10 protein-coding genes and 3 tRNA genes are annotated in these 21,422 nt (G+C 42.1%); 7 read left to right on the top strand and 6 right to left on the bottom strand.

Annotated elements, in window-relative coordinates:
• Positions 1-67: 67 nt before the first annotated feature.
• Together CAPGI0001_RS07215 and secA are read right to left on the bottom strand one after the other, a co-directional pair.
• Positions 68-5,512 (bottom strand): alpha-2-macroglobulin family protein, encoded by a 5,445-nt coding sequence (locus CAPGI0001_RS07215; RefSeq protein WP_002668503.1) that lies wholly within the window; start codon positions 5,510-5,512, stop codon positions 68-70.
• A gap of 277 nt (positions 5,513-5,789) precedes the next feature.
• Complete coding sequence (gene secA / locus CAPGI0001_RS07210) at positions 5,790-9,152, bottom strand: preprotein translocase subunit SecA (RefSeq protein ID WP_002668359.1); 3,363 nt, start codon at positions 9,150-9,152, stop codon at positions 5,790-5,792.
• Positions 9,153-9,520: 368 nt separating this feature from the next.
• Between secA and CAPGI0001_RS12610 the strand changes: the two genes are divergently transcribed.
• Entirely contained in the window at positions 9,521-9,997 is a 477-nt protein-coding gene (locus CAPGI0001_RS12610) for a hypothetical protein (protein ID WP_002668437.1), read from the top strand.
• Positions 9,998-10,000: 3 nt separating this feature from the next.
• Here the strand turns inward: CAPGI0001_RS12610 and CAPGI0001_RS07200 are convergent, their stop codons facing one another.
• Positions 10,001-11,902: a RecQ family ATP-dependent DNA helicase gene (locus CAPGI0001_RS07200; RefSeq protein WP_002667940.1), complete on the bottom strand. Its 1,902-nt coding sequence runs from the start codon at positions 11,900-11,902 to the stop codon at positions 10,001-10,003.
• 116 nt (positions 11,903-12,018) lie between these two features.
• Here CAPGI0001_RS07200 and hemC point away from each other — a divergent pair, with 116 nt between their 5' ends.
• The 6 genes from hemC to CAPGI0001_RS07170 all read left to right on the top strand — a co-directional run bounded on the left by hemC (position 12,019) and on the right by CAPGI0001_RS07170 (position 21,102).
• Positions 12,019-12,945: a hydroxymethylbilane synthase gene (gene hemC, locus CAPGI0001_RS07195; RefSeq protein ID WP_040359906.1), complete on the top strand. Its 927-nt coding sequence runs from the start codon at positions 12,019-12,021 to the stop codon at positions 12,943-12,945.
• Positions 12,945-16,487: an MMPL family transporter gene (locus tag CAPGI0001_RS07190; RefSeq protein ID WP_002668270.1), complete on the top strand. Its 3,543-nt coding sequence runs from the start codon at positions 12,945-12,947 to the stop codon at positions 16,485-16,487. The genes hemC and CAPGI0001_RS07190 overlap by 1 nt, the downstream gene beginning before the upstream one ends.
• A 78-nt stretch (positions 16,488-16,565) precedes the next feature.
• Positions 16,566-17,753 carry a phosphoglycerate kinase gene (locus tag CAPGI0001_RS07185; protein WP_002667945.1) on the top strand — a complete coding sequence of 396 codons (1,188 nt, stop codon included), beginning with the start codon at positions 16,566-16,568 and terminating at the stop codon, positions 17,751-17,753.
• Between the two features lie 291 nt (positions 17,754-18,044).
• Positions 18,045-18,911, top strand: coding sequence for a DUF58 domain-containing protein (locus tag CAPGI0001_RS07180; protein WP_002668429.1), 867 nt, complete (start codon positions 18,045-18,047; stop codon positions 18,909-18,911).
• A gap of 3 nt (positions 18,912-18,914) precedes the next feature.
• Positions 18,915-20,516 (top strand): hypothetical protein, encoded by a 1,602-nt coding sequence (locus CAPGI0001_RS07175; protein ID WP_002668319.1) that lies wholly within the window; start codon positions 18,915-18,917, stop codon positions 20,514-20,516.
• 4 nt (positions 20,517-20,520) lie between these two features.
• The gene (locus CAPGI0001_RS07170; RefSeq protein ID WP_002668102.1) at positions 20,521-21,102 is read left to right on the top strand and encodes a non-canonical purine NTP diphosphatase; all 582 of its coding nucleotides are present in this window, start codon (positions 20,521-20,523) and stop codon (positions 21,100-21,102) included.
• A 38-nt stretch (positions 21,103-21,140) separates the two neighbouring features.
• Here the strand turns inward: CAPGI0001_RS07170 and CAPGI0001_RS07165 are convergent.
• The 3 genes from CAPGI0001_RS07165 to CAPGI0001_RS07155 form a co-directional block, all read right to left on the bottom strand.
• Positions 21,141-21,215, bottom strand: a tRNA-Pro gene (locus tag CAPGI0001_RS07165).
• 4 nt (positions 21,216-21,219) lie between these two features.
• Positions 21,220-21,293 (bottom strand) — tRNA-Arg (locus tag CAPGI0001_RS07160).
• A 38-nt stretch (positions 21,294-21,331) separates the two neighbouring features.
• A tRNA-Pro gene (locus tag CAPGI0001_RS07155) sits at positions 21,332-21,406 on the bottom strand.
• Positions 21,407-21,422 lie beyond the last annotated feature (16 nt).

Genomic DNA, 21,422 nt, shown 5'->3' with positions numbered 1-21,422 from the left:
AAGATACGAATTTTTTTCTATAAAACACATGCTTTATTCTATAAATAAAACTTAAAAATATCATGAGTTATTCTACTTTGATCCAGCTGCCTTTGTTATGGGTGTTATACTTAGCATCATACATGGCCTCTGCAAAGCTGCCTGGAAGGTAGTAAGTACCCTTATAAGAGGCGTTGAGCTGGAGGGTGAACTTCTTGGTTTCTCCTGCCTTAAGTCCAAAATAGATATGGGCTCTATCATCGCGGATATCGGCATAATCCCACTTGCTACTATCGGTATCATAGTCGGTAAAGCGGGTGTTCACAATCTCCCATCCGGAGGGGACAAATTGAGTAAGAGCAATGTTGGACACGGCACTCTGAGTGGTGTTTTTCACCGAAATCTCACAGGTAAAGCTGGTTCCTTGTGGTAGAGATTCTACAGAAAGACTGCCATTCTTATTCGAATAGTGAGTGCTTACCGAAAGACCATTCTCTTGTACCAATTCTTTTCCTACAGGGAGGATACCACTGCTTACTACGCGAGCATAGAGGGTTACTGCCGATTTGTTCTGTACGCTAACCTTATGGTTACCTATCTGTGAGGAAAGGGCTTTTGAGGCATATCCGGTGGAACTGCTCGTAAGGCTACCTGAGTCTTTTCCTTCTTGGTAGGTAGCTGTCCATGACTTGCCGGTCTTGTTCTTGGATACATAGAGTGCCATGGCATACAAGCCATAAGCAGTTGTCTGGGTACTAAGCCACTCACTGGAAGAGAGCTTTTCTGAAATCTTCAATGCCAACTCAGCAGCAATCTGTGATTTGCCTAAGTATAGGGCAGTCTCCAAGGACATGGCGTTGTTGCGTATAGGAGAGCCATAGCCGTAGTAACTGTCTTCACTTCCACTATCGAAGGTTACCTTGCTAAATAGGGAGGCGGCTACATTTTTTTGTCCAGCTATAGCATAGGCTGCTGCCAAGCGTGAAAGGGCTTCGTTGGAGATACTGCTGGTCTCTCTCAATCGGTTCATGGAGGCCATATCGGGACTCTTAGCAAGGGCTAAGGTATAAAGGCGATAGGCCTGATTGAAGGTGGAATGAGCTCCATTATACGTCCAGTTGCGAGCCATAGTCTTTTGGTAGTTCAACCATTTGGATTTGCTGCCCATAGGAAGAGAAAATCCTTTCTTCTCGGCTTCTATATAGAACTGCCCGATATAGGAGGTTACCCACTCATCGGCATAATCGGAACCTTGCCAATACGAGAAGCCTCCATTGGAAAGCTGATGCTGAGAGAGCTTGCGTATGGCTGCACTTACATTCTGTTGTACCTCTTGCTGTTGTTTTGAAGAAAGATTTTCAAAATCAGACAGATACAACTGAGGGAAGGCGCCTGAGGTCACTTGTTCCCCACAGCCATGTGGGTATTCTATTAAGTACTTGAGGCGCTGGGAAAGGTTCACTCCAGGGAAGGAGGATAGCTCCAAAGTGCTTGTATTGGTTCCTTTTTCTCCAAATACCTCAAAGGCAATACTTTGCGAATTATTGGGCTGTAGGATTACGTTCTTTACTTGGTATATCTTAGGATTAGGATTGAGTACATCCATATCCACACTATAGGTGGATTTTTCTCCACCGGAGAGGGCTTCTACGGTGATTTTGCCTATTCCTATTTCTTTTACCTTTAGGGTGAAGTATACCATTTTTTCTCCTGGCTGGTCGAAGCTCACTTGTTGAGTGCTACTGCTGAGGGAGAATTTATCATTTGTCTTTACACTGACACTAACATTTTTCACCTGTTTTTCGTTCGCAAAGACAGTAACAGGCAGGGTGATAGTCTCTCCAGGTACGGCTTTTCGTGGAAGAGAGGCCAATACCATCACAGGGCTCTTGATAGTAGCGGTTTTCTCAGCGCTACCAAAAGCATTATTTTTCACATCGGAAGCCACTACCATCACACGGGCAGAGCCTATATAGTTAGGTAGCTTGATCTGATGGGTCTTGGTGCCACCACTCAGGGTGAAGGGACCTTCTACGATACTTAAGGCCTTGAAGCGATTGGCTTTTTTGGTATTTCCAGCTCCTAAATCTTCGTCACCACCTATACTAAATATCTGATTGATAGTGCCTCCAAAGGCTCCGATAACATCGTTGTAGATGTCCCAGGTTTTCACTCCTAAAGCAGCCTTGGCAAAGAAGGTATTCCATGGGTTAGGGGTCTTGAAGCGAGTAAGGTCTAATAGACCGTCCTCTACGATAGCCAAGGAGTAGGTCATAGGCTTGCCGCTCTTTTCTCTGACCTTGATAGTTACTTGTTTCTCAGGGCGAAGTACTTCTGGCATTTCTATGATAGGCTCTATCTTGGTCTTAGGATTATATACCGAGATAGGTGCGATACCATATAGGCGGATAGGGGCATCATTCTTGGTCTGAGCATGGGGTTGTAGGAGGGTTACATATAGGTACACATTAGGTGCCATATCCTCTGATACAGGAACCTCATAAGTGGTTTTTCCTTTTTGGGTATTTACCCAGTAGGTTCTGAGCACTTTGCTACCATTCTCAACGGAGATAAGGGCACGTCCGTTAGCATCTGAAGGGAAGGTAACGATGGCTTTTTCCCCCACCTTGTAGTCCTTCTTGTTAGTGGTGAGCATGAGCATAGTAGCTTCAGTACCTGTATTCTCTCCACTTTCTCCCCAAGAGTAGAAGCGTGCATCGATACCAGCTTCGTGCTTACTTTGGCTGTCTTCTACCAAGAGGAAGTAGCGACCTGATTCTCCATTTTTTATTTGGATATTGAAAGTAGCTTTTCCGTCCTGTCCTGTAGTGGCTTCGGTGCTGAAGGCGGGACTTTTGGAGTCTGAGGAATTATAGCTGGAGATATTGTATTCTGAGATATCCCACCACCAGTTTTTCTCTATTTTATAAGCATAGAGCTTTACCCTATGGCCTGCCACAGGTTTTCCTTCCTCGGAGAGGACTATTGTTTGGAATTTGGTAGCCTTTCCTGTCTCATAGTAATAGTTGTCATTAGGTGCTTTTATCCCTACATAGGTAGCAAAAGGAGAATAAGTAGCCGAAGTCACATCGGTACTGAAGTCTCCGCCTTGCTCATTGGCTTTGGTCAGGAAGTTTATTCGAAGCATCTGGGTAGCATTTTCCAGCTTCTTGGGTTGGAAGAAGAAGGAAGCACTACCTCTTTCATTGGTTTGTCCCTCAAAGATAGGAATCTCTTCAGAGGAAGAAGGGAAAGAAGTATTGTTAAAGGTGTAACTTTCGTAACCTTTGAAAGGATTTACTTTCGGATAAAGTTTTCCTGTAATCTCTACTTTTACATTACTTGCAGGAGTACCTTGTAGCCAGTCTACTTGTAGAGAAGCATTTTGTCCCTCGTTGGAGATAAATTTCTCAGACAGACTATTGTTGATTTTGAGTCTGTTAGGCTTGATCGTCTCTATCTTAATTGTTTTGGAGTAGGTAGAAGCTCCTACTTTTATCTGGCATGACCAATTTCCTGTAATAGCCTCAGGTTGTGTATGAAGGGTAAAGAGGTAGTGGTTTTCAGTGGTAGAGTTCTTGACCAACTGTTGTACTACTTTTCCATTAGGATCGGAGAAAGTGAGCTTGATAGGAAGGCTCTCAGGTAACTTATTAGCAAAGTCATTGAAGATAAAGCCTACAGAGATAGTATCTCCAGGACGCCATACTCCGCGCTCAGTATAGATGTATCCACTACGCCCTTTCTCTAATTCCAGACCTCCTACCTCATAGTTGCTCACCGATTGGGAGGCGCCATCTTCTATTTTGACATAGGTAGTGTTGTTGTCCTTGTAAGCAACAGCAAAGTAGGCACGTTTTTGAGTAGTCATAAGGGCTTTCCCTTCATTGTTGGTAGTGGCTTCTGTAAGTTTCTGTTGCTGATAGTCAAAGAGGGCTATCTTAGCTCCATTTACAGGTTCGGTAGTAAGAATATTATTGACTACCACGGTATAGTCATTGTTCTGACCACGCTTTACCACTACTCCTAAGTCAGTGGCCAAGATATTGGTTTCTACTGATTTACGGTAGTAATAACTGTCCTTACAAGGATCGTCTCTTTCCTCCCAGTCATAGTCATAATCGTAGTCGTCATAGTCATAGTAATCACTATTGCCGTCTTCTTCTAAGACCAATAGATTTTCTTCCTTGATAGGAGTTTTGTCGTTGTTACAATTTAGAGCATATTCTTTTTTGAAGTCAATCTTCACACGATAGATAGCTCCAGGTTCAGGAGTGATAATCTTGGAGAGGTCTATGGCATGAGTACTCCATTTGGAGAGGGAATTCTTGGTGGTAGCCTGTATAGGAACTACCTTTTGGGCAACTGTAGCTCCCACTCGACGAAGGCGATAAGCGCCACCCAAATCATTCTCCTGAAGGAATTGTAATACGTTGTTCTGATAGATTTTTAGTACACTAATCTCTACTGCTTTTAGGTTGATTGTCTGGAAATTAACCTTGAGGTTCTGTGAGCTGGGTAGGATAGTACCATTGCGTACCAATCTCACCTGTGGCTTGATAGGGTCAAAGGCAAGTTTTCCAGAGAAATCATACTTCATGCGTTCTCCATATTGGCTTTTAATTCCTTGGAAAACAGATATTTTTACTTCGTTCTCAAAGTTTGAGTCGGCATATACTTTCAGGGTATTCCCAGAGGTAGAGAAGCGGAAATCTCCATCATAGTTTTCGGCAGCTATCAGTCCTCGGAATTCTTGATTTTTCTGCAAGGGAGCTGAAAATACTATATTGAAAGAATTGTTTTCCCCTTCGTTTTGCAGAAGCTGTACCACTCCAAAATCGTTATTGGTAGGGATATTCAGTGAGCTGCTGCCACTACTTTCTATATCATATTGACTACCATTCCATTCTATAATCAGGGTTTGGCTCTGATCGGTAGGGGTGGGAATGCTGTCAATAATAATAGGTATTTCAGTATTTTTTTCGTTGGTCAAGGCTCTTACACTAAGGGATTTCCCATTGATATTCGCTTTTACGATATCAGAGACAATCTCAGGGGAGAGATTGTCACTAGCTTCAATAGAGGCGTTAAGGAAATAGTAGTTCTGGTTATAGGATTGCAAATCACGTACATTTACCTCGAATTGAAGGCTTTTGGTACGGATATGAAAATAGAAATTGGCCAAGTCTTTTTTTACTTTAAAGAGCTTGTCCACATGGAAAGTGATTTGGTATTCCTTGTTATGTTCTAAAGGATTTTCAGGGGTAAATTTTACGAAATTCCCATTGATAGTTGTCTTTCCTTCTACTTTAGGAGAGAAGTCGAAGAGCTTATCTACCTCCACCCCTTCAAGTGCTTTACTATCCAATTGGGTGAGGACTACTTCGATAGGGGCATCTGCAGAGATGGATCCTGAGCTAAAACCAGAGATATACTCTTTGAAAAGAGTAGGATCACTGTCTTTGAAACCGCCCTTCTTGGCACATGAGGCTACCAAGAATAAGGCAATGAAAAAGGTAAAAAAGTTCTTCATTGTTTTGAAATTTATTAAGGTGTTAATTTTGATTTTTCTTTAGGAAATGCCTTATCCAAGTATTTGGAAAAGAAAGACTTTCGAAGGGCAAATGTAAAAAAATTTTTTTTATTATACAAGCATTATTTAAAAAAAGTGAAGAACACCTTCGAGTGAAGAATAAGCCCCTTGCTTATTCTTTATTTTTTCACTTCTTCTTATTATCAAAAAAGAAGTATCTCCCAGAGAATGGAAAATACTTCTTTTTGAAATTAATTTAAAACTTAAAAAATGAGGTTTATCGTTTGATCACCCATTCTCCTTTTTCTAAGAGAGGAATGGCTTGCTTGTACTTCATTTCTTTGATTTCTCCGTTGAGGATATTCTGAATGGTCACCTTGTCATTACGTCCTATTTTAGGTTGTTCACGTACGATAGGCTCTGTTACCTGAGGAGCAGGGGAGGCTTGTTGTCCTACCTCTCTGTTTCTCTGTGCTAACTCATCGGAGTTGAGCACTTCCTCCTTGGAAGTTTGTAAGTGTTCAGGGGCACGTCTTACCTCATGAGCTTCTTGTACAGGTGGCTCCGCTGTAGGGAGTTGTGCATGGAAAAGGAAGGAAACAATTTCCTTATTCACCTTGTCCACCATATCCTTGAAGAGGTTGTAAGCCTCGAACTTATAGATAAGAAGTGGATCTTTCTGCTCATGAGTGGCCAACTGTACAGATTGTTTGAGTTCGTCCATCTGTCTGAGGTGGGTTTTCCAAGCATCATCAATGATGGCCAAGGAAATATTTTTTTCAAAATCCACAATGATTTGCTTACCTTCGCTCTCGTATGCCTCCTTCAGGTCAGTGGTGATATTGATACCCTTCTGTCCGTCAGTGAAAGGAATAACAATACGTTCGAACTGATTGCTCTGATCCTCATATACATTTTTGATCACAGGATAAGCAATAGCAGCATTGCGATCACATCTCTCTTTGTAAAGAGCAAGGAGTTGTGGATAGAGGACTTTGATAAGCTCTTTTTGAGGTTTTTTATGAAAATCTTCTTCAGATATTTTAGGTTCTATACCAAAATATTTGAAGTGTTCATACTCAAAATTCTTATAGTCATTTCCAGGCTTGTTGCTCTCTAAAATAGCCTCACAGGTATCATAGATAATATTGGCAATATCTACCTGTAGGCGCTCTCCATATAGGGCATGGCGACGACGCTTATAAATCACCTCACGCTGTGCATTCATTACGTCATCATATTCGAGCAAACGCTTACGGATACCGAAGTTGTTTTCCTCTACTTTTTTCTGTGCTTTCTCTACATTGCGAGTGATGATAGGATGTTCTAATACCTCTCCCTCTTTGAGACCTTGTCCTAAGCGGTCAAGGAACTTAATGGCACGCTCCATACCATAGAGGCGCATAAGGTTATCCTCGAAGGAGACAAAGAACTTAGAGCTACCGGGGTCTCCCTGACGTCCAGAACGACCACGTAGCTGCCTATCCACACGGCGGGAGTCATGCCTTTCGGTACCGATAATGGCTAATCCTCCAGCTTCCTTCACCTCATCGGTGAGCTTGATATCCGTACCACGACCAGCCATGTTGGTAGCGATGGTCACTACCCCCTTCTTACCAGCTTCGGCTACAATTTCAGCTTCCTTCTTATGAAGCTTGGCATTCAAGACATTGTGAGGGATATTGCGAAGCTTGAGCATACGGCTTAGTAGTTCAGATACTTCTACAGAAGTAGTACCGATAAGTACAGGGCGGCCTGCCTGAGATAGGCTAACTACCTCTTCGATAACTGCGTTGTATTTCTCACGTTTGGTTCTATAGATTTGGTCATTTTGGTCTTTGCGAGCGATAGGACGATTGGTAGGGATTTCCATTACATCCAGCTTATAGATTTCCCAAAACTCACCTGCTTCTGTGGTGGCAGTACCTGTCATACCAGCGAGCTTGCGGTACATACGGAAGTAGTTTTGTAGGGTGATGGTCGCATAGGTCTGGGTAGCGGCTTCTACCTGTACGTTTTCTTTCGCCTCAATAGCCTGATGCAATCCATCGGAATAGCGGCGACCGTCCATGATACGGCCTGTTTGCTCATCTACGATAAGGACTTTATTGTCAATAACTACATATTCTATATCTTTTTCGAATAGGGTGTAAGCCTTCAGCAATTGGTTTACTGTATGGATACGTTCACTCTTTTCTCCAAATTCTTGATAGAGCTTGTCCTTAAGAGCATTTTCTTCTTCCTTAGGAAGGTTCTGTTTCTCTATATTGGCAATTTCAGCTCCGATGTCAGGCATCACGAAGAAGTTTTTATCTTCCCCTTGGGACATCTCATTGATTCCCTTATCAGTGAGTTCTATTTGGTTGTTTTTCTCGTTGATAACAAAGAGTAGATCCTCATCTATCTTATGCATTTCTCGGTTGTTATCCTGCATGTAGTAGTTCTCAGTCTTCTGCAAGAGCTGCTTCATACCCTCTTCACTAAGGAACTTGATGAGGGCTTTATTCTTAGGTAGACCGCGGTGTACACGGAGTAAGAGTACGCCTCCGTCCTTTGTATTGCCCTCTGTGATGAGTCTCTTAGCCTCGGCAAGGACATTGGTTAAGTGCTTGCGTTGTTTCTCCACAAGGGCTTCTACTGCAGGTTTGAATACATCGAACTCATGGAATTCTCCACGAGGCATAGGTCCAGATATAATAAGTGGTGTACGAGCGTCATCGATAAGCACTGAGTCTACCTCATCGACAATGGCGAAGTTGTGAGGGCGTTGTACCAGCTCGTCTGGAGTATGTGCCATGTTGTCACGTAGATAGTCGAAACCAAATTCGTTATTGGTACCATAAGTGATATCCGCTGCATAGGCCATACGGCGACCTGGAGAGTTAGGCTGATAATTGTCAATACATTCTACTCTGAGTCCATGGAACTGAAAGAGAGGTGCCATCCAAGCGCTATCTCGGCGAGCCAAATAGTCATTGACTGTGACTAAGTGTACTCCATTGCCAGTGAGAGCATTGAGGTAGAGAGGTAAGGTTGCTACCAATGTTTTTCCTTCCCCAGTCTGCATCTCAGCAATCTTTCCTTGGTGAAGAGCAATCCCCCCAATAAGCTGTACATCATAGTGTACCATATCCCAAGTGATAGCCTTTCCAGCTGCATCCCATGAGTTTTTCCAGAGGGCTTTTTCTCCTTCGATAGTTACATAGTCTTTTAGGGAGGCAAGTTCTCTGTCATAAGGAGCGGCGGTTACCTCAATAGTAGAATTGTCTACAAACCGCTGTGCTGTTTCTTTCATAACGGCAAAAGCTTCAGGAAGAATGTCATTGAGGACTTTCTCTCCAGCTTTGTAAGCCTCATCAGTCAGCTTATCTATTTCAGTATAAAAATCTTCTTTTTGGTCAATGTCTTCGGTGGTATCCGCTTGTGCTTTGAGTGATTGAATTTTTTCTTCATACTCCTTGCGAGCGGTGGCTATACGCTCCTTGAACTCTGTAGTCTTTGCTCGTAACTGATCGTTAGTCAATGACTTATACTGAGCCTGATGGGCGTTGATTTGAGTTACCAAAGGGGCGATCTCCTTCATATCTTTCTTGGCCTTATCACCGACAAAGATTTTTATTAATGAACTTATAAAACTCATAAAATGTATTTGATTAATTTTTGATTAAATAAATTTTAAAAAACGGTATACCCTATTCAAAAAATATACCATAGTTAATTTAGCTGACAAAAGTACAAAAAATATTGGTTACCCATCAAAAAAAACTGACATTTTTTCAGTTTTTGATTGAAATTAGGATTAAAATAAAGTAACTTTCTGATTTTCAATATCTATATGTAAGGAGGTGTTGAGGTTCTATATCATTAAAGTATATGGGAAATCGTTTTAACTTGTTATTAGTATTTTTACTATTGACTTTACTTCTTAAAAGTTGTAATTTTGCCTCTGGATATTTAAAGAATTTAGAAATGAGGGGTAACCCTATATCCTGAATAATCTTATACAAAATGAAAAAGCAAATAATTCAAGTGCTTTGGTCTATTGCCAATGGAGTAGGTCAGAAGCAAAATGAAAAAATTGTCTACCCTTCCATACGGGAACAACTTAGTGCAATCAAAACTCTCATGAGTATCAAAGGCTGGGAAGAAGAGCTCCTTGTACTACAGCAGACAATATCTGTACAACAAAATAGTATGGATAATCAAGAAATACTTTCTGTAAAAACCATGGATACTACGTCTGTTGTAAATGAAAAAACTGAAAGTAAGGAGGAATTCATAGCGCCTTCTATTGAAAAGGAGGCAGTATTACCCTTGAAGGAAAAAGATGAATTGCCCTCTACATTAGAGAAGAACGAATTGTCCTCCACTTTAAAAAAGGATGAATTGTCCACTACTTTAAAAAAGGGCGAATTGCAATTCGCCCCTACAGTTGATGATCCTATCGCATCGTTGCCCGCTTGTTGGCGCAATGCTTTTGGATAGGAGTCAGGCACTCCACTGATTGGTAGGGAGTAGTTGGATTTTCTCCTTGTCCAACAGAAGGGTGAGTACATGTAGTATCTCCCATTCGTGGTAAGAGCTCTTACGACAGAGTTCCTGTGAGGACATGGGATGGCTGCTTACAAGGCGTAGTATTTCTTCGGATATGGATTCGACAGAGGCCTTTGAGAGATTTTTCTGTTTGCGTGCGATACAATAGGAACAGATTCCACAATCTTCCTTTGTCTCTTCTGAAAAGTATTCCAGAAGAAATCGCTGGTTGCACTTTTCTTCTTGCTCTATATAGGCGAGGACTTCATTGCATTGGTTTACTTTGTTCTCATTATACCACCTCACCTGTGGGGAGATGTAGTTGATGGTTCTCTCGTCATCACGAGGCATGAGAAAGGTAATTTCAGCATCAGTGTTTTCACTACGGTAGCTGATAATACCATCTTGTTGTAGTTTTTCTAATTTTTGCTGAATCTCTGGAGAGGTCAGGTGTAGGTTGCCAGCTATTTTTTCTATTCTGAAGGAAATAACTTGTTCGTGTATCCCTGAGTATTTGCGCATGAGAAAAAAAAGCAGTTCTTTTAGCTCGGTGTTGTTGTCTAAATAGTCAATTACCTCACGACTTGAGAGGAGAATCTGTACATTGGCTTTTCGGAAGAAGGCTTGGCTTAGGGAGAGTACCCCATTGCGGTCTAATACCTCCAATCCTTGATAGATTTTCAGAGCATCCATCTGTGTTTTGGAGGCAAAATCAGCCAAGTTGAACAAATGGCTTGTTCCTTCGCCTTCTCCAGTAGCGATGATAAAGTGGCTACATAGCTTGGGGTAGAGTTCTTTGAGAAACTCAGGGGACACTTGGCTCCTCTGGGTATCCACTAAGAGTTTTTTTACATCATTATCGTTATATAACACAATAGCAAAAGCCTTGTGTCCATCCCTACCTGCCCTACCTGCTTCTTGGAAATAGTCTTCCAAGGAACTGGGCAAATCCCAATGGATAACGGTGCGTACATCGGCCTTATCAATCCCCATTCCGAAGGCATTAGTGGCGACCATCACTTGCACATCGCCTAATTTCCACATGCCTAAGCGTTTGCTCTTTTCCTCCACAGGCAATCCTCCATGGAAGCTTGTAGCGGTGAAGCCTTCCTCAGTCAGATGCTGTGCCAGTTCTTCACTAAGTCGGCGGTTGCGTACATACACAATGCTACTTTCTTTGTTTTTGAGAAGAATACGAGTGAGGCGTTCCCACTTATCATCTATACAGTAGGTCATATAGGCTAAATTGGAGCGGATAAGACTCCCCTTGATGATCTGAGCTTGTGGAATCTGTAGGTGTTCTATGATGTCCTTTTGGACTCTTTCAGTAGCAGTGGCTGTAAGGGCTATGATAGGGAGGGTAGGGAACCATTCTCTGAGGTTTTTGCAGGCTAAATAAGCAGGACGGAAGTCCTTTCCCCAGTGGGAAATACAGTGCGCCTCATCGATAACTATATAGTTCAGTGGGGTACTTTTTAGATAGAAGATTACTTCCTCATTTGCAAGTCGTTCAGGGGAAAGGTATAAGAATTTGTAGGCTTCATGTTGCACATTGTGCATTAGTCGCTCTATTTCATAGTAGGGAATACTTCCTGTGAGGGCTAAGGCAGGAATACCATGCTCTGAGAGGTTCTTGACTTGGTCTTCCATGAGCGAAATCAAGGGAGAGATTACCAGACAAATACCCTTTTTGACCATGGCAGGGACTTGAAAACAAATAGACTTTCCCCCGCCTGTAGGTAGCATGGCTAAGGTGTCTTTTCCCTCAAGGATTGAAGTCACTATGGGCTCTTGTGCTGGACGGAACTGCTCATATCCCCAATGTTTCTTAAGTATTTCTAAGGCAAGTGGGTGCATAGGAAAGGACTTTTTAAGAGGACAAAGGTACAAAATAATGACTAATTATCAAGGATTAATTTTTTACTTGTGTAGGTGTAAAAAAAGTACTACCTTTGGCCGTTATTAGGAAAAAAATGAAAAAGACCCTACGTATAGGTACTCGAGATAGCGAGTTGGCACTTTGGCAAGCCAAGAAGGTACAAACACTCTTAGAAAATTTTGGATATACCACCTCTTTAGTCCCCGTGAAGTCGCAGGGTGACCTCTCTTTAGATATTCCTCTGTATGAGATGGGAATCACTGGGGTATTCACTAAGGTGCTCGATGTGGCTATGCTACAGGGCTCTATAGATATAGCCGTACATAGTATGAAGGATGTTCCTACTTCACTCCCCAAAGGGATTGTCAAGGGTGCCGTACTTACCCGAGCCAATGTGCAGGATGTCTTGGTCTATAAGGACGGTTTAGACTTTCTCAGCCAAGAACAGGCTACCATAGCCACGGGAAGTCTTAGGCGCAAGGCTCAGTGGTTGCGCCGCTATCCTACCCACCAAGTGGAGAATCTCAGAGGAAATATTGCTACTCGGCTTCACAAGCTACATGAGCACTCTTGGCATGGGGCTATCTTTGCTGCAGCGGCATTGGAACGCTTAGCGCAAGACCACCTACAGCGCCTCTCCCTTGAGTGGATGACTCCTGCTCCTGCGCAAGGGGCTATCTTGGCGGTGGCTATGGATAGTGATCCTTATACTTTAGAGGCTCTCTCTTTGATCAATGATCCCAAAGCCGATACAGAAACCCAGATCGAACGCCGCTTTCTCAAGCGCTTAGAAGGAGGTTGTACAGCACCTATTGGCGCCAAAGCTACCCTCGAAGGAGACACCCTTTCCTTCGTAGGAAATCTCTTTTCTTTGGATGGAAAACAGGCTGTAGAGGTCAGAAAATCTATACCCACCCATAGTATAGGAAGTTTTCCGGAAGATTGTGCCCAAGAACTGCTCCATAGTGGCGGAGAGGGTATCATGCAAGAAATACGCAAAGTAATGAATATCCAAAAATAATGTTGGTAAAAATCTTTAATTTTGTTTCCAAACACAAATTTTTCTCTTTATTATGCTTGGTTCTTTGGATAGGAATAGCATTGTGGGGAGTGGTGCGCTTACACTTTGAAGAGGATATCACCAAGGTACTTCCACAGAATGAAAAAACCTCTCTTACAGCTAAGGTGCTCAAACAGCTGAACTTTTCCGATAAGGTCTCAGTGATCATCACTCAAGAGGCAGAAGGGGATTTCGCTACTATGCAATCATTTACCGATGCACTCTGTGACAGTCTTCGCCAGCGAGTTCCTAATTATTTTTCTGATATTCAAGGAATTGTACCAGAAGAAGAGGTGGATGAGGCTTGGGGATTTGTCTATGAGCACCTGCCTTTGTTTTTGGAAGAGGAGGATTACCAATACCTCTCTCGAAAGTTGGAACCCGATAGCCTGCGTGCTTTGGTGGGAGCTCACTATCGCATGATGCTCACCCCTGCGGGTATGGTAGCCCAGCAGTTTGTTCGTAAGGATCCTTTTTCCCTAACTTTCAGAGGACTTCAGAAGCTCCAGCAGCTCAATGTAGGTACAGAACTCACGCTCACTCAAGGGTATCTGACCACTCAAGATCAGCGCCACATCCTCTTTTTTCTTAACCCTACTTTTGATGGAAATGATACAGAGCACAATGCAGCCTTTGTAGCTGCTTTGGAACAATTGCAGAGAGAATTCAATCAGCAATATGTAGGTAAAGCTTCTTGTGAGTTCTTTGGAGCGCCCTTTATCTCGGTAAGCAATGCCACACAAATCAAAACAGACATACTCACCACAGTACTGATCTCTCTTTCAGCCTTGTGCCTGCTTCTTATCTTCTTCTACCGAAGTGTTACAGTGCCTGTGATTGCTTTTATACCCTCTCTCTTTGGAGTACTTACAGCCTTGGCTTTTCTCTATGTACTCAAGGGAAGTATTTCAGCCATCTCTATTAGCTTAGGGGCAGTATTGCTGGGAGTGACTATCGATTATTCTTTGCATATCCTCACCCACTACAAGGCGACTCAGGATACACAAGAGCTCTATCATTCGGTAACTACTCCCATACTACTGAGTAGCATCACGACAGCGATTTCTTTCCTATGTCTCCTCTTTGTACATTCCGAGGTTATGCAGGATTTGGGAATATTCGCCTCTGTAGGGATTATGACCTCCGCCTTACTCTCTTTGGTGATGATTCCTCATTTCTATAGGAAAAATAAAAATATAGAAGCCCGCAAAACCATACTCGATAGGGTAGGGGCATATCCCTTCCATCGTAATAAATGGGTGGTAGCAGGGGCTTTTTTGCTTATTGCAGGGAGTTTTGCTGCCTTTCATGATGTGAGATTCAATGGGGATATAGCTTCTGTTAATTTTCTCAGTGAGCGCTACCAGAAGGCACAGACACATTTGGAGAGCCTTACCGATAGTAAGTATAAGTCGCTCTATACCACTGCTTATGGAAATTCGTTGGATGAGGCACTGACACAAAATACCCAGCTCTACCATGCCCTCACCCAGCTAAAGGATCAGGGTAAGCTCCAACAATTCTCCTCCTTAGGGGGAATCATACTCCCCTTGGCAGAGCAGCAAAGGCGCTTGACACGATGGAGGACTTTCTGGAATGTAGAGCGCTGTGCTACAATTGAATACACTCTGGCAACTCTTGCACAAGAAGCAGGGTTTAAGCCTGCTATGTATACTCCTTTCTTTGCCTATCTTGGTGAGCCTAAGCAACCAATAACCGATTTGCAAACCTATAAAGCGCTTTCGGCTATTCCTATTGGGGATTTTATTACTGAAAAGGACGGCTTCTATACAATAGCCAATCTGGTTAAGCTTACCGAGAGACAGCGTACAGCTTTTATTGAGCAGATACAACGGCAGACTCCTACTATTGTCATAGACCGCAAACAGATTAGTGAAACTTTCTTAGGCAAACTCAAGGATGATGTCGTGGCTTTGGCTACCTATGCCTCCTTTGCGATTTTCTTTATCCTCCTGCTCTTCTTCCGCCGTATAGAGCTGGTGCTACTTACTCTTATTCCCATAGCTCTTACAGGGGTAGTGACTACGGCGCTAATGAATCTATTTGGCTTGGAGTTCAATGTCTTTAGCATGATCGTCTGTACCTTAGTACTGGGGCATTCGGTGGATTTCAGTATCTTTATGACCTGCGCCCTACAGAAGGAATATTCTACAGGCAAGGATGAACTCCCAGTATATAAGGTGTCGGTATTGCTCGCTTCTATTACTACTTTCTTAGCCATAGGGACTTTGATTTTTGCTAAGCATCCCGCCCTGAAGTCTATCGCGTCAGTATCTCTGATTGGGATATTTTCAGCCTTGCTTTTGACTTTTGTTTTCTATCCTTCTCTGTTTAAGTTTTTTATTAGTCGTCGCCCAGAGAAGGGGCTGTCACCTATCTCATTGAGGATATTTGTAAATACCATTTTGTCTATTACTTATTATGTAGTCTTCTCTATAATTCTTTCGAATATAGGGTGGTTACTTCTAAAAATATTTCCCACGAGGAAAACGCTCTGGTTGCGTACCTTGGCTGCCAAGCTCACCACCTCGGTACTCTATTCGAATCCCTTTGTGCGCAAGCGGGTGGAAAATCCCTCAGAGATTGATTTTTCCAAACCTTCGGTGATGATTGCCAATCACAGCTCTTGGCTTGATACCCTTGCCATAGGCATGCTCACCCCACGGGTAAGTTATATGGTCAATGATTGGGTGTATCATTCCGTAGTATTCGGTCGTTATGTACAAGCGATGGACTTTTACCCAGCCTCTGAGGGAATAGAAAAAGGAATGCCTATTTTTGCTAAGAACTTTGCCAATGGCTACTCCGCTATGATCTTCCCAGAGGGTAAGCGCTCGGAGAGCAATGTGATTCACCGCTTCCATAAGGGGGCTTTTGTGGTAGCTGAGCACTTTAAAAAGCCACTGACCTTAGTCTACATACATGGCAACTCTGAGGTGCAGCCCAAGGGAGATTTCGTTATTTATGATGGTAGCATCACCGTAGTAGCTGCCGAGCAGATAGCTCCCGATGATCCTCGTTTTGGCTCGTCCCCAAGAGAGCGTGCTAAGGCAATAGGCAAGTACTTTCGAGAGCAATTTTCCCTACTACGCCAGCGTATAGAGGGAGAGGACTATCTTAAGAAAAAGCTTTTTCTGAGCTACTTGTACAAAGAGCTTTATATAGTAGATGCCGTCCGTGCTGATTTTCAAAAGCGCAAAGGGCAGTATCATCGTCTTTCCCTTGCCCTGCCTCAGGAGGGGATTATCCTTCACTGGGCAGATGACTATGGTCAGGCAGATTTCCTATGGTTGCTGACCCACCCTCAGCGCACCCTTATCACCATAATTGCTGATGATCATAAGCGCGCTATCGCCCAGCAATCCTACCTCACTCGCATTCGTAAGATACAGTACTACAAAGAGCTCCCCGAAGGAGTTTCCTACGATTGGGAAGTGGATACGAGAGAGGGGAAAGAGGTGGTTAATAAAATGACAAATTAGTGATTAATCTTGTTTATTACAAGAAAAAAACCTATATTTGCGCGGCTTAAAAACTGAACAAGATTAAATTTATCATATATGAAGACCATCAATGATATCTCTTGCAAAGGCAAGAAAGTGTTGGTGCGTGTGGATTTCAATGTACCTGTCAATGAACAATTTGAAATCACCGATACCACTCGTATTGAGGCGGCTAAGCCTACGATTATGAAAATCGTAAGGGATGGAGGTAGTGCTATTCTGCTCTCTCACTTTGGACGCCCTAAGGGTAAGGATGATAAGTATTCTTTCTCTCACTTGGTAAAACAAATTGGTCAAGTATTGGGGTTACCTACTCATTTTTCGCCTGATTGTATAGGTGATGTTGCTGAAAATACAGCTAAAAACCTACCTGTAGGGGAGGTACTCCTACTGGAAAATGTACGCTTTTATCCTGAGGAAGAAAAAGGAGATGAAGCTTTCGCCGCTAAGCTCGCTAAGCTTGGGGATATATATGTAAATGATGCTTTTGGTACAGCTCACCGTGCCCATGCTTCTACTACAATCTTAGCCAAGTTCTTCCCTCATGATAAGTACTTCGGTTATCTCCTTGCCAAGGAAATAGAAAGTATCGACAAGGTGATGAAATCAGGTGAAAAACCTGTAACGGCTATCTTAGGAGGCTCTAAGGTATCTTCCAAAATTACCATCATAGAAAATATTTTGGATAAGATAGACCATCTAATCATTGGTGGAGGGATGGCTTTTACCTTTGTCAAAGCACAAGGAGGACAGATAGGTAACTCTATCTGTGAGGAAGATAAGCTGGATTTGGCTTTGGATATTCTTAAAAAAGCTAAAGAAAAGGGTGTACAAGTACATCTCCCTGTGGATGTAATAGCGGCTAATGACTTCAATAACAATGCTTCTACTCAGTTAGTGCCTGTCGACCAAATCCCTAATGGATGGCAAGGCTTGGATGCTGGAGAAAAATCCTTGGAAATCTTCAAGAAAGTAATCTTGGCTTCTAAAACTATTCTTTGGAATGGCCCTGTAGGGGTGTTCGAAATGCCTAATTTTGCCAAAGGGACTATTGCAGTAGGCGAATTTGTCGCTGAAGCAACAGCAAAAGGAGCTTTCTCCTTAGTAGGAGGTGGTGACTCAGTAGCGGCAGTGAAACAATTTGGCTTCGAAAACAAGGTGAGTTATGTCTCTACCGGTGGAGGTGCCATGTTGGAAAGTTTGGAAGGAAAGATACTCCCAGGTATTAAGGCTATCAATGATTAATAGTAAATGATAAAAGGAATAAGGGCGAATTTTGATTCGCCCTTGTTTTATATAAAAAATATATAAAAATAAAATAGATTTCTTAATTGGATGATAATTTTTCTCCTATAGTAAAAAAATATTCCATTTTAAAAAAACTTTTAGAAAAAGTATTGTAGTTTTGCATGATATTTGTGGCAATGATCAATGTTTAGTGATTAGTGTCGGTGTAATAATAGTACTAACTATTGATAATTGATCATTAATCATTAATAATTAACCATTGACTATTGATAATTAATCATTAAAAAATTGGATACAAAAGAAATTTTAAAGAAGGTAAGAAAGATAGAGATAAAGACCAAGAGGCTGAGTGACAACATCTTCGGAGGGGAATATCATTCTGCTTTCAAGGGGCGTGGAATGACCTTCAGTGAGGTACGCCCTTACCAATATGGAGATGATATCCGTAATATTGATTGGAATGTAACAGCTCGCTACAACGAAACCTATGTCAAGGTCTTTGAAGAAGAGCGAGAACTTACTCTCATGCTACTGGTGGATGTCAGTGGTAGTGAGCTCTTCGGTTCTTTACAACAGTTCAAAAATGAGATACTCACTGAAATAGCGGCTACCTTGGCCTTTGCCGCCCTGCAAAACAATGACAAGACAGGACTTATACTCTTCTCTGATCAGATAGAGCTCTATATCCCACCTAAGAAAGGGAAATCTCATATCTTACGTATCATACGAGAACTCATTGAGTTTCAGCCTAAGAACAAACAGACGGATATAGCCAAAGCTTTTGAGTTTCTCAATAAGATAACTAAGAAGAAAACCATTACTTTTGTACTATCGGATTTTATAGGGAATGATTACCAAAAACCTCTACAGATAGCCGCTCGTAAGCATGACCTGACAGGTATACGCTTATATGATCCTAGAGAAATGACCCTGCCTAATGTAGGGGTGATATTGGCCAAAGATGCTGAGACAGAAGAACTCTCTTATATAGATACTACCTCAAGCAAAGTACAAAAAGCTTATGAGGCTTTCTATAAGGAGCGAACCAACTATTTCGAGACAACCTTCCGGCGCTTGGGAGCAGGAATACTTCAGTGCCGTACCGATGAGAGTTATACCAAGAAACTATTAGGATATTTCAAATATAGGGCTTAAGCTATGCAAACAAAAATATATCTCCTTTTTCTGCTGTTGCCTTTCCTCTCTTATGGGCAACAGGTGAAAATTTCTGCAGCCCCTGATCGCAGTGAGATGAAAATAGGGGAACAGATTCATTATAAAATTGCTGTAGAAGCCGACTCTACCGCCAGGGTTTCTTTTCCTGATGCGCAACAGTTTGCTCCCTTTGAGGTCGTTAGCCAGACTCCTGTGGATACTTTCAAGGAGCGTGACCGATTCCGATTGATTAAGGAATATGCTCTCACTCAGTTCGATTCAGGACATTATACCCTGCCTTCGCTGCGAATTGGGGTTAATAAGGATCAGTACCAGACCGATTCTCTCTCTTTTGTGGTTCATGATGTGGTCTTGGATACTATTAAGCAGCCTCTCTATCCTATAAAGCCAGCTATAGAAGTAAAAAAAGCTAAGAGTGATAGCTCTTTTTGGTATTGGATAATAGGAGGAATTGTATTTTTGGCTGTACTTTTTAGTCTTTATTGGTTTTTTATCAGGAAAAAGAAAGGTCAACAATTGGATACTGAGGCAGCACTACCTCCTTTTGATAGAGCATTACTCAAGCTCAAAAACTTGCAAAATTCTCGCTATTTGTTAGAATCCAATCACAAGGAATATTATTCCGTTCTCACAGATATTATTCGTAAGTATTTGGAAGAAGAGATACATATCACCGCTACAGAAAGTACCACTGATGAGCTTTTGGCCAAACTACAAGTATTCTTGGATGCAGGAAAGCTCCATCTCTCTTCTCAAGTAATGGATGAACTCAGAACGGTATTGAAGAAAGCCGATTTGGTTAAGTTTGCCAAGTCCAAACCCGAGGATTACGAGGCTGAGAGTGATCGCAAGGCTATAGAGTCTATCGTGGTAAAAACCAATGAAGGGCTACCTGATATGACTCAAGAAGAGGATATGCAGGACGAATATCAGCGTATAAGGCTTGAAAAACAGCGAAAAACAAAGCGCAGAAAATATATAATCACCCTATCGGCAGCGGTAGTACTGCTTTTTGCATTGTTAGCAGGTACTTGGTATGCCTTTACCATAGGTAAAGAAAAGACTTTCAATACAGAACATTGGGTCACTAGCTCCTATGGCTATCCTGCTATTACTCTTTCTACTCCAGAGGTGCTCAAAAGGGAAAAGAAAGCCAATGAGTTAGACCGGTTCACTTATATTACCTCCGACAGTCCGATTTCTATCATGTTGATTACTAATAGCTTGAAAGAATATCTAAGCGAATTTTATACAGGACAAGAAGGGGAGGCTTCTCAAGAAAGAACCCAAGAAGAGCTCAACGAATTGGTACTTAGGATGATAGAAAAGGAGCTAAAGAAATACTTCAAAGGAGAGAATATACTCATAAAAGATGATACTTACACCACAGCACAAGGAGTAGCTGGGCATAAGGTATTTGGCTCTTTTACACAAAAGGAAAAAGAGGTAAGAAAGATGCGTTATCAGAGTTACTTCTTTATAAGAGGAGAGGCTATTCAGATGATTCTTTTTGCCTATCCTGAGGATGAAAAGACAGTAAGTAGCTCCTTGGTTGAGAAAATTATGACAACTGTAAAAATGTAATCAAATGAAATTGGTATTTGCTACTCATAATAAGAATAAACTAAAGGAGGTACAGAGTATGCTCCCTGCTGATATAGAACTCCTTACCTTGGACGAAATCGGCTGTTTTGAGGATATTCCTGAGACTTCTCCCACTATAGAAGAAAACGCATTACAAAAGGCGCTATATGTAAAAAAGAAATATGGATACGATGTCTTTGCTGATGATACAGGCTTGGAAGTCGAGGCTTTGGACAATGCTCCTGGGGTATATTCAGCACGGTATGCTGGGGAAGAGAAAAATAATGAAGCTAATATATCCCTATTGCTTAAGAATATGGAGGGTAAAGGGGAAAGACAGGCTCGCTTCAAGACTGTTTTTGCCCTTTGTATAGGGGAACAACATTATTCTTTTGAAGGGATAGCTCAAGGGGAGATCACTCAAGAGCGTAGGGGAGAAGGTGGTTTTGGTTATGATGCTGTATTTTTACCCAAAGGGGAAAAACTTACTTTTGCCCAAATGACTCCTCAAGAAAAAAATAACATAAGTCACCGAGGAAAAGCCTTGGATAAATTAGTAGCTTTCTTTCAAAAAAAGAAATTATAAGAAATAGTAGGGAGGAAGATATATAAGAAGTATTATTGTCGGGGTGGCAGGATTCGAACCTACGACCTCCTGGTCCCAAACCAGGCGCGATAACCGGACTACGCTACACCCCGAAGGTGATCACGACAGGATTCGAACCTGTGACCGTCTGCTTAGAAGGCAGATGCTCTATCCAACTGAGCTACGTGACCTCAAATTTAAAAAATTAACTATGCCACAAAAAATAAAGTCGGGGTGGCAGGATTCGAACCTACGACCTCCTGGTCCCAAACCAGGCGCGATAACCGGACTACGCTACACCCCGAATAAGTTAAGATAAA

The sequence above is a fragment of the Capnocytophaga gingivalis ATCC 33624 genome (assembly GCF_000174755.1).
GTDB classification, from domain to species: Bacteria; Bacteroidota; Bacteroidia; order Flavobacteriales; family Flavobacteriaceae; genus Capnocytophaga; species Capnocytophaga gingivalis.
This window is presented reverse-complemented; position numbering and strand designations above follow the sequence as displayed.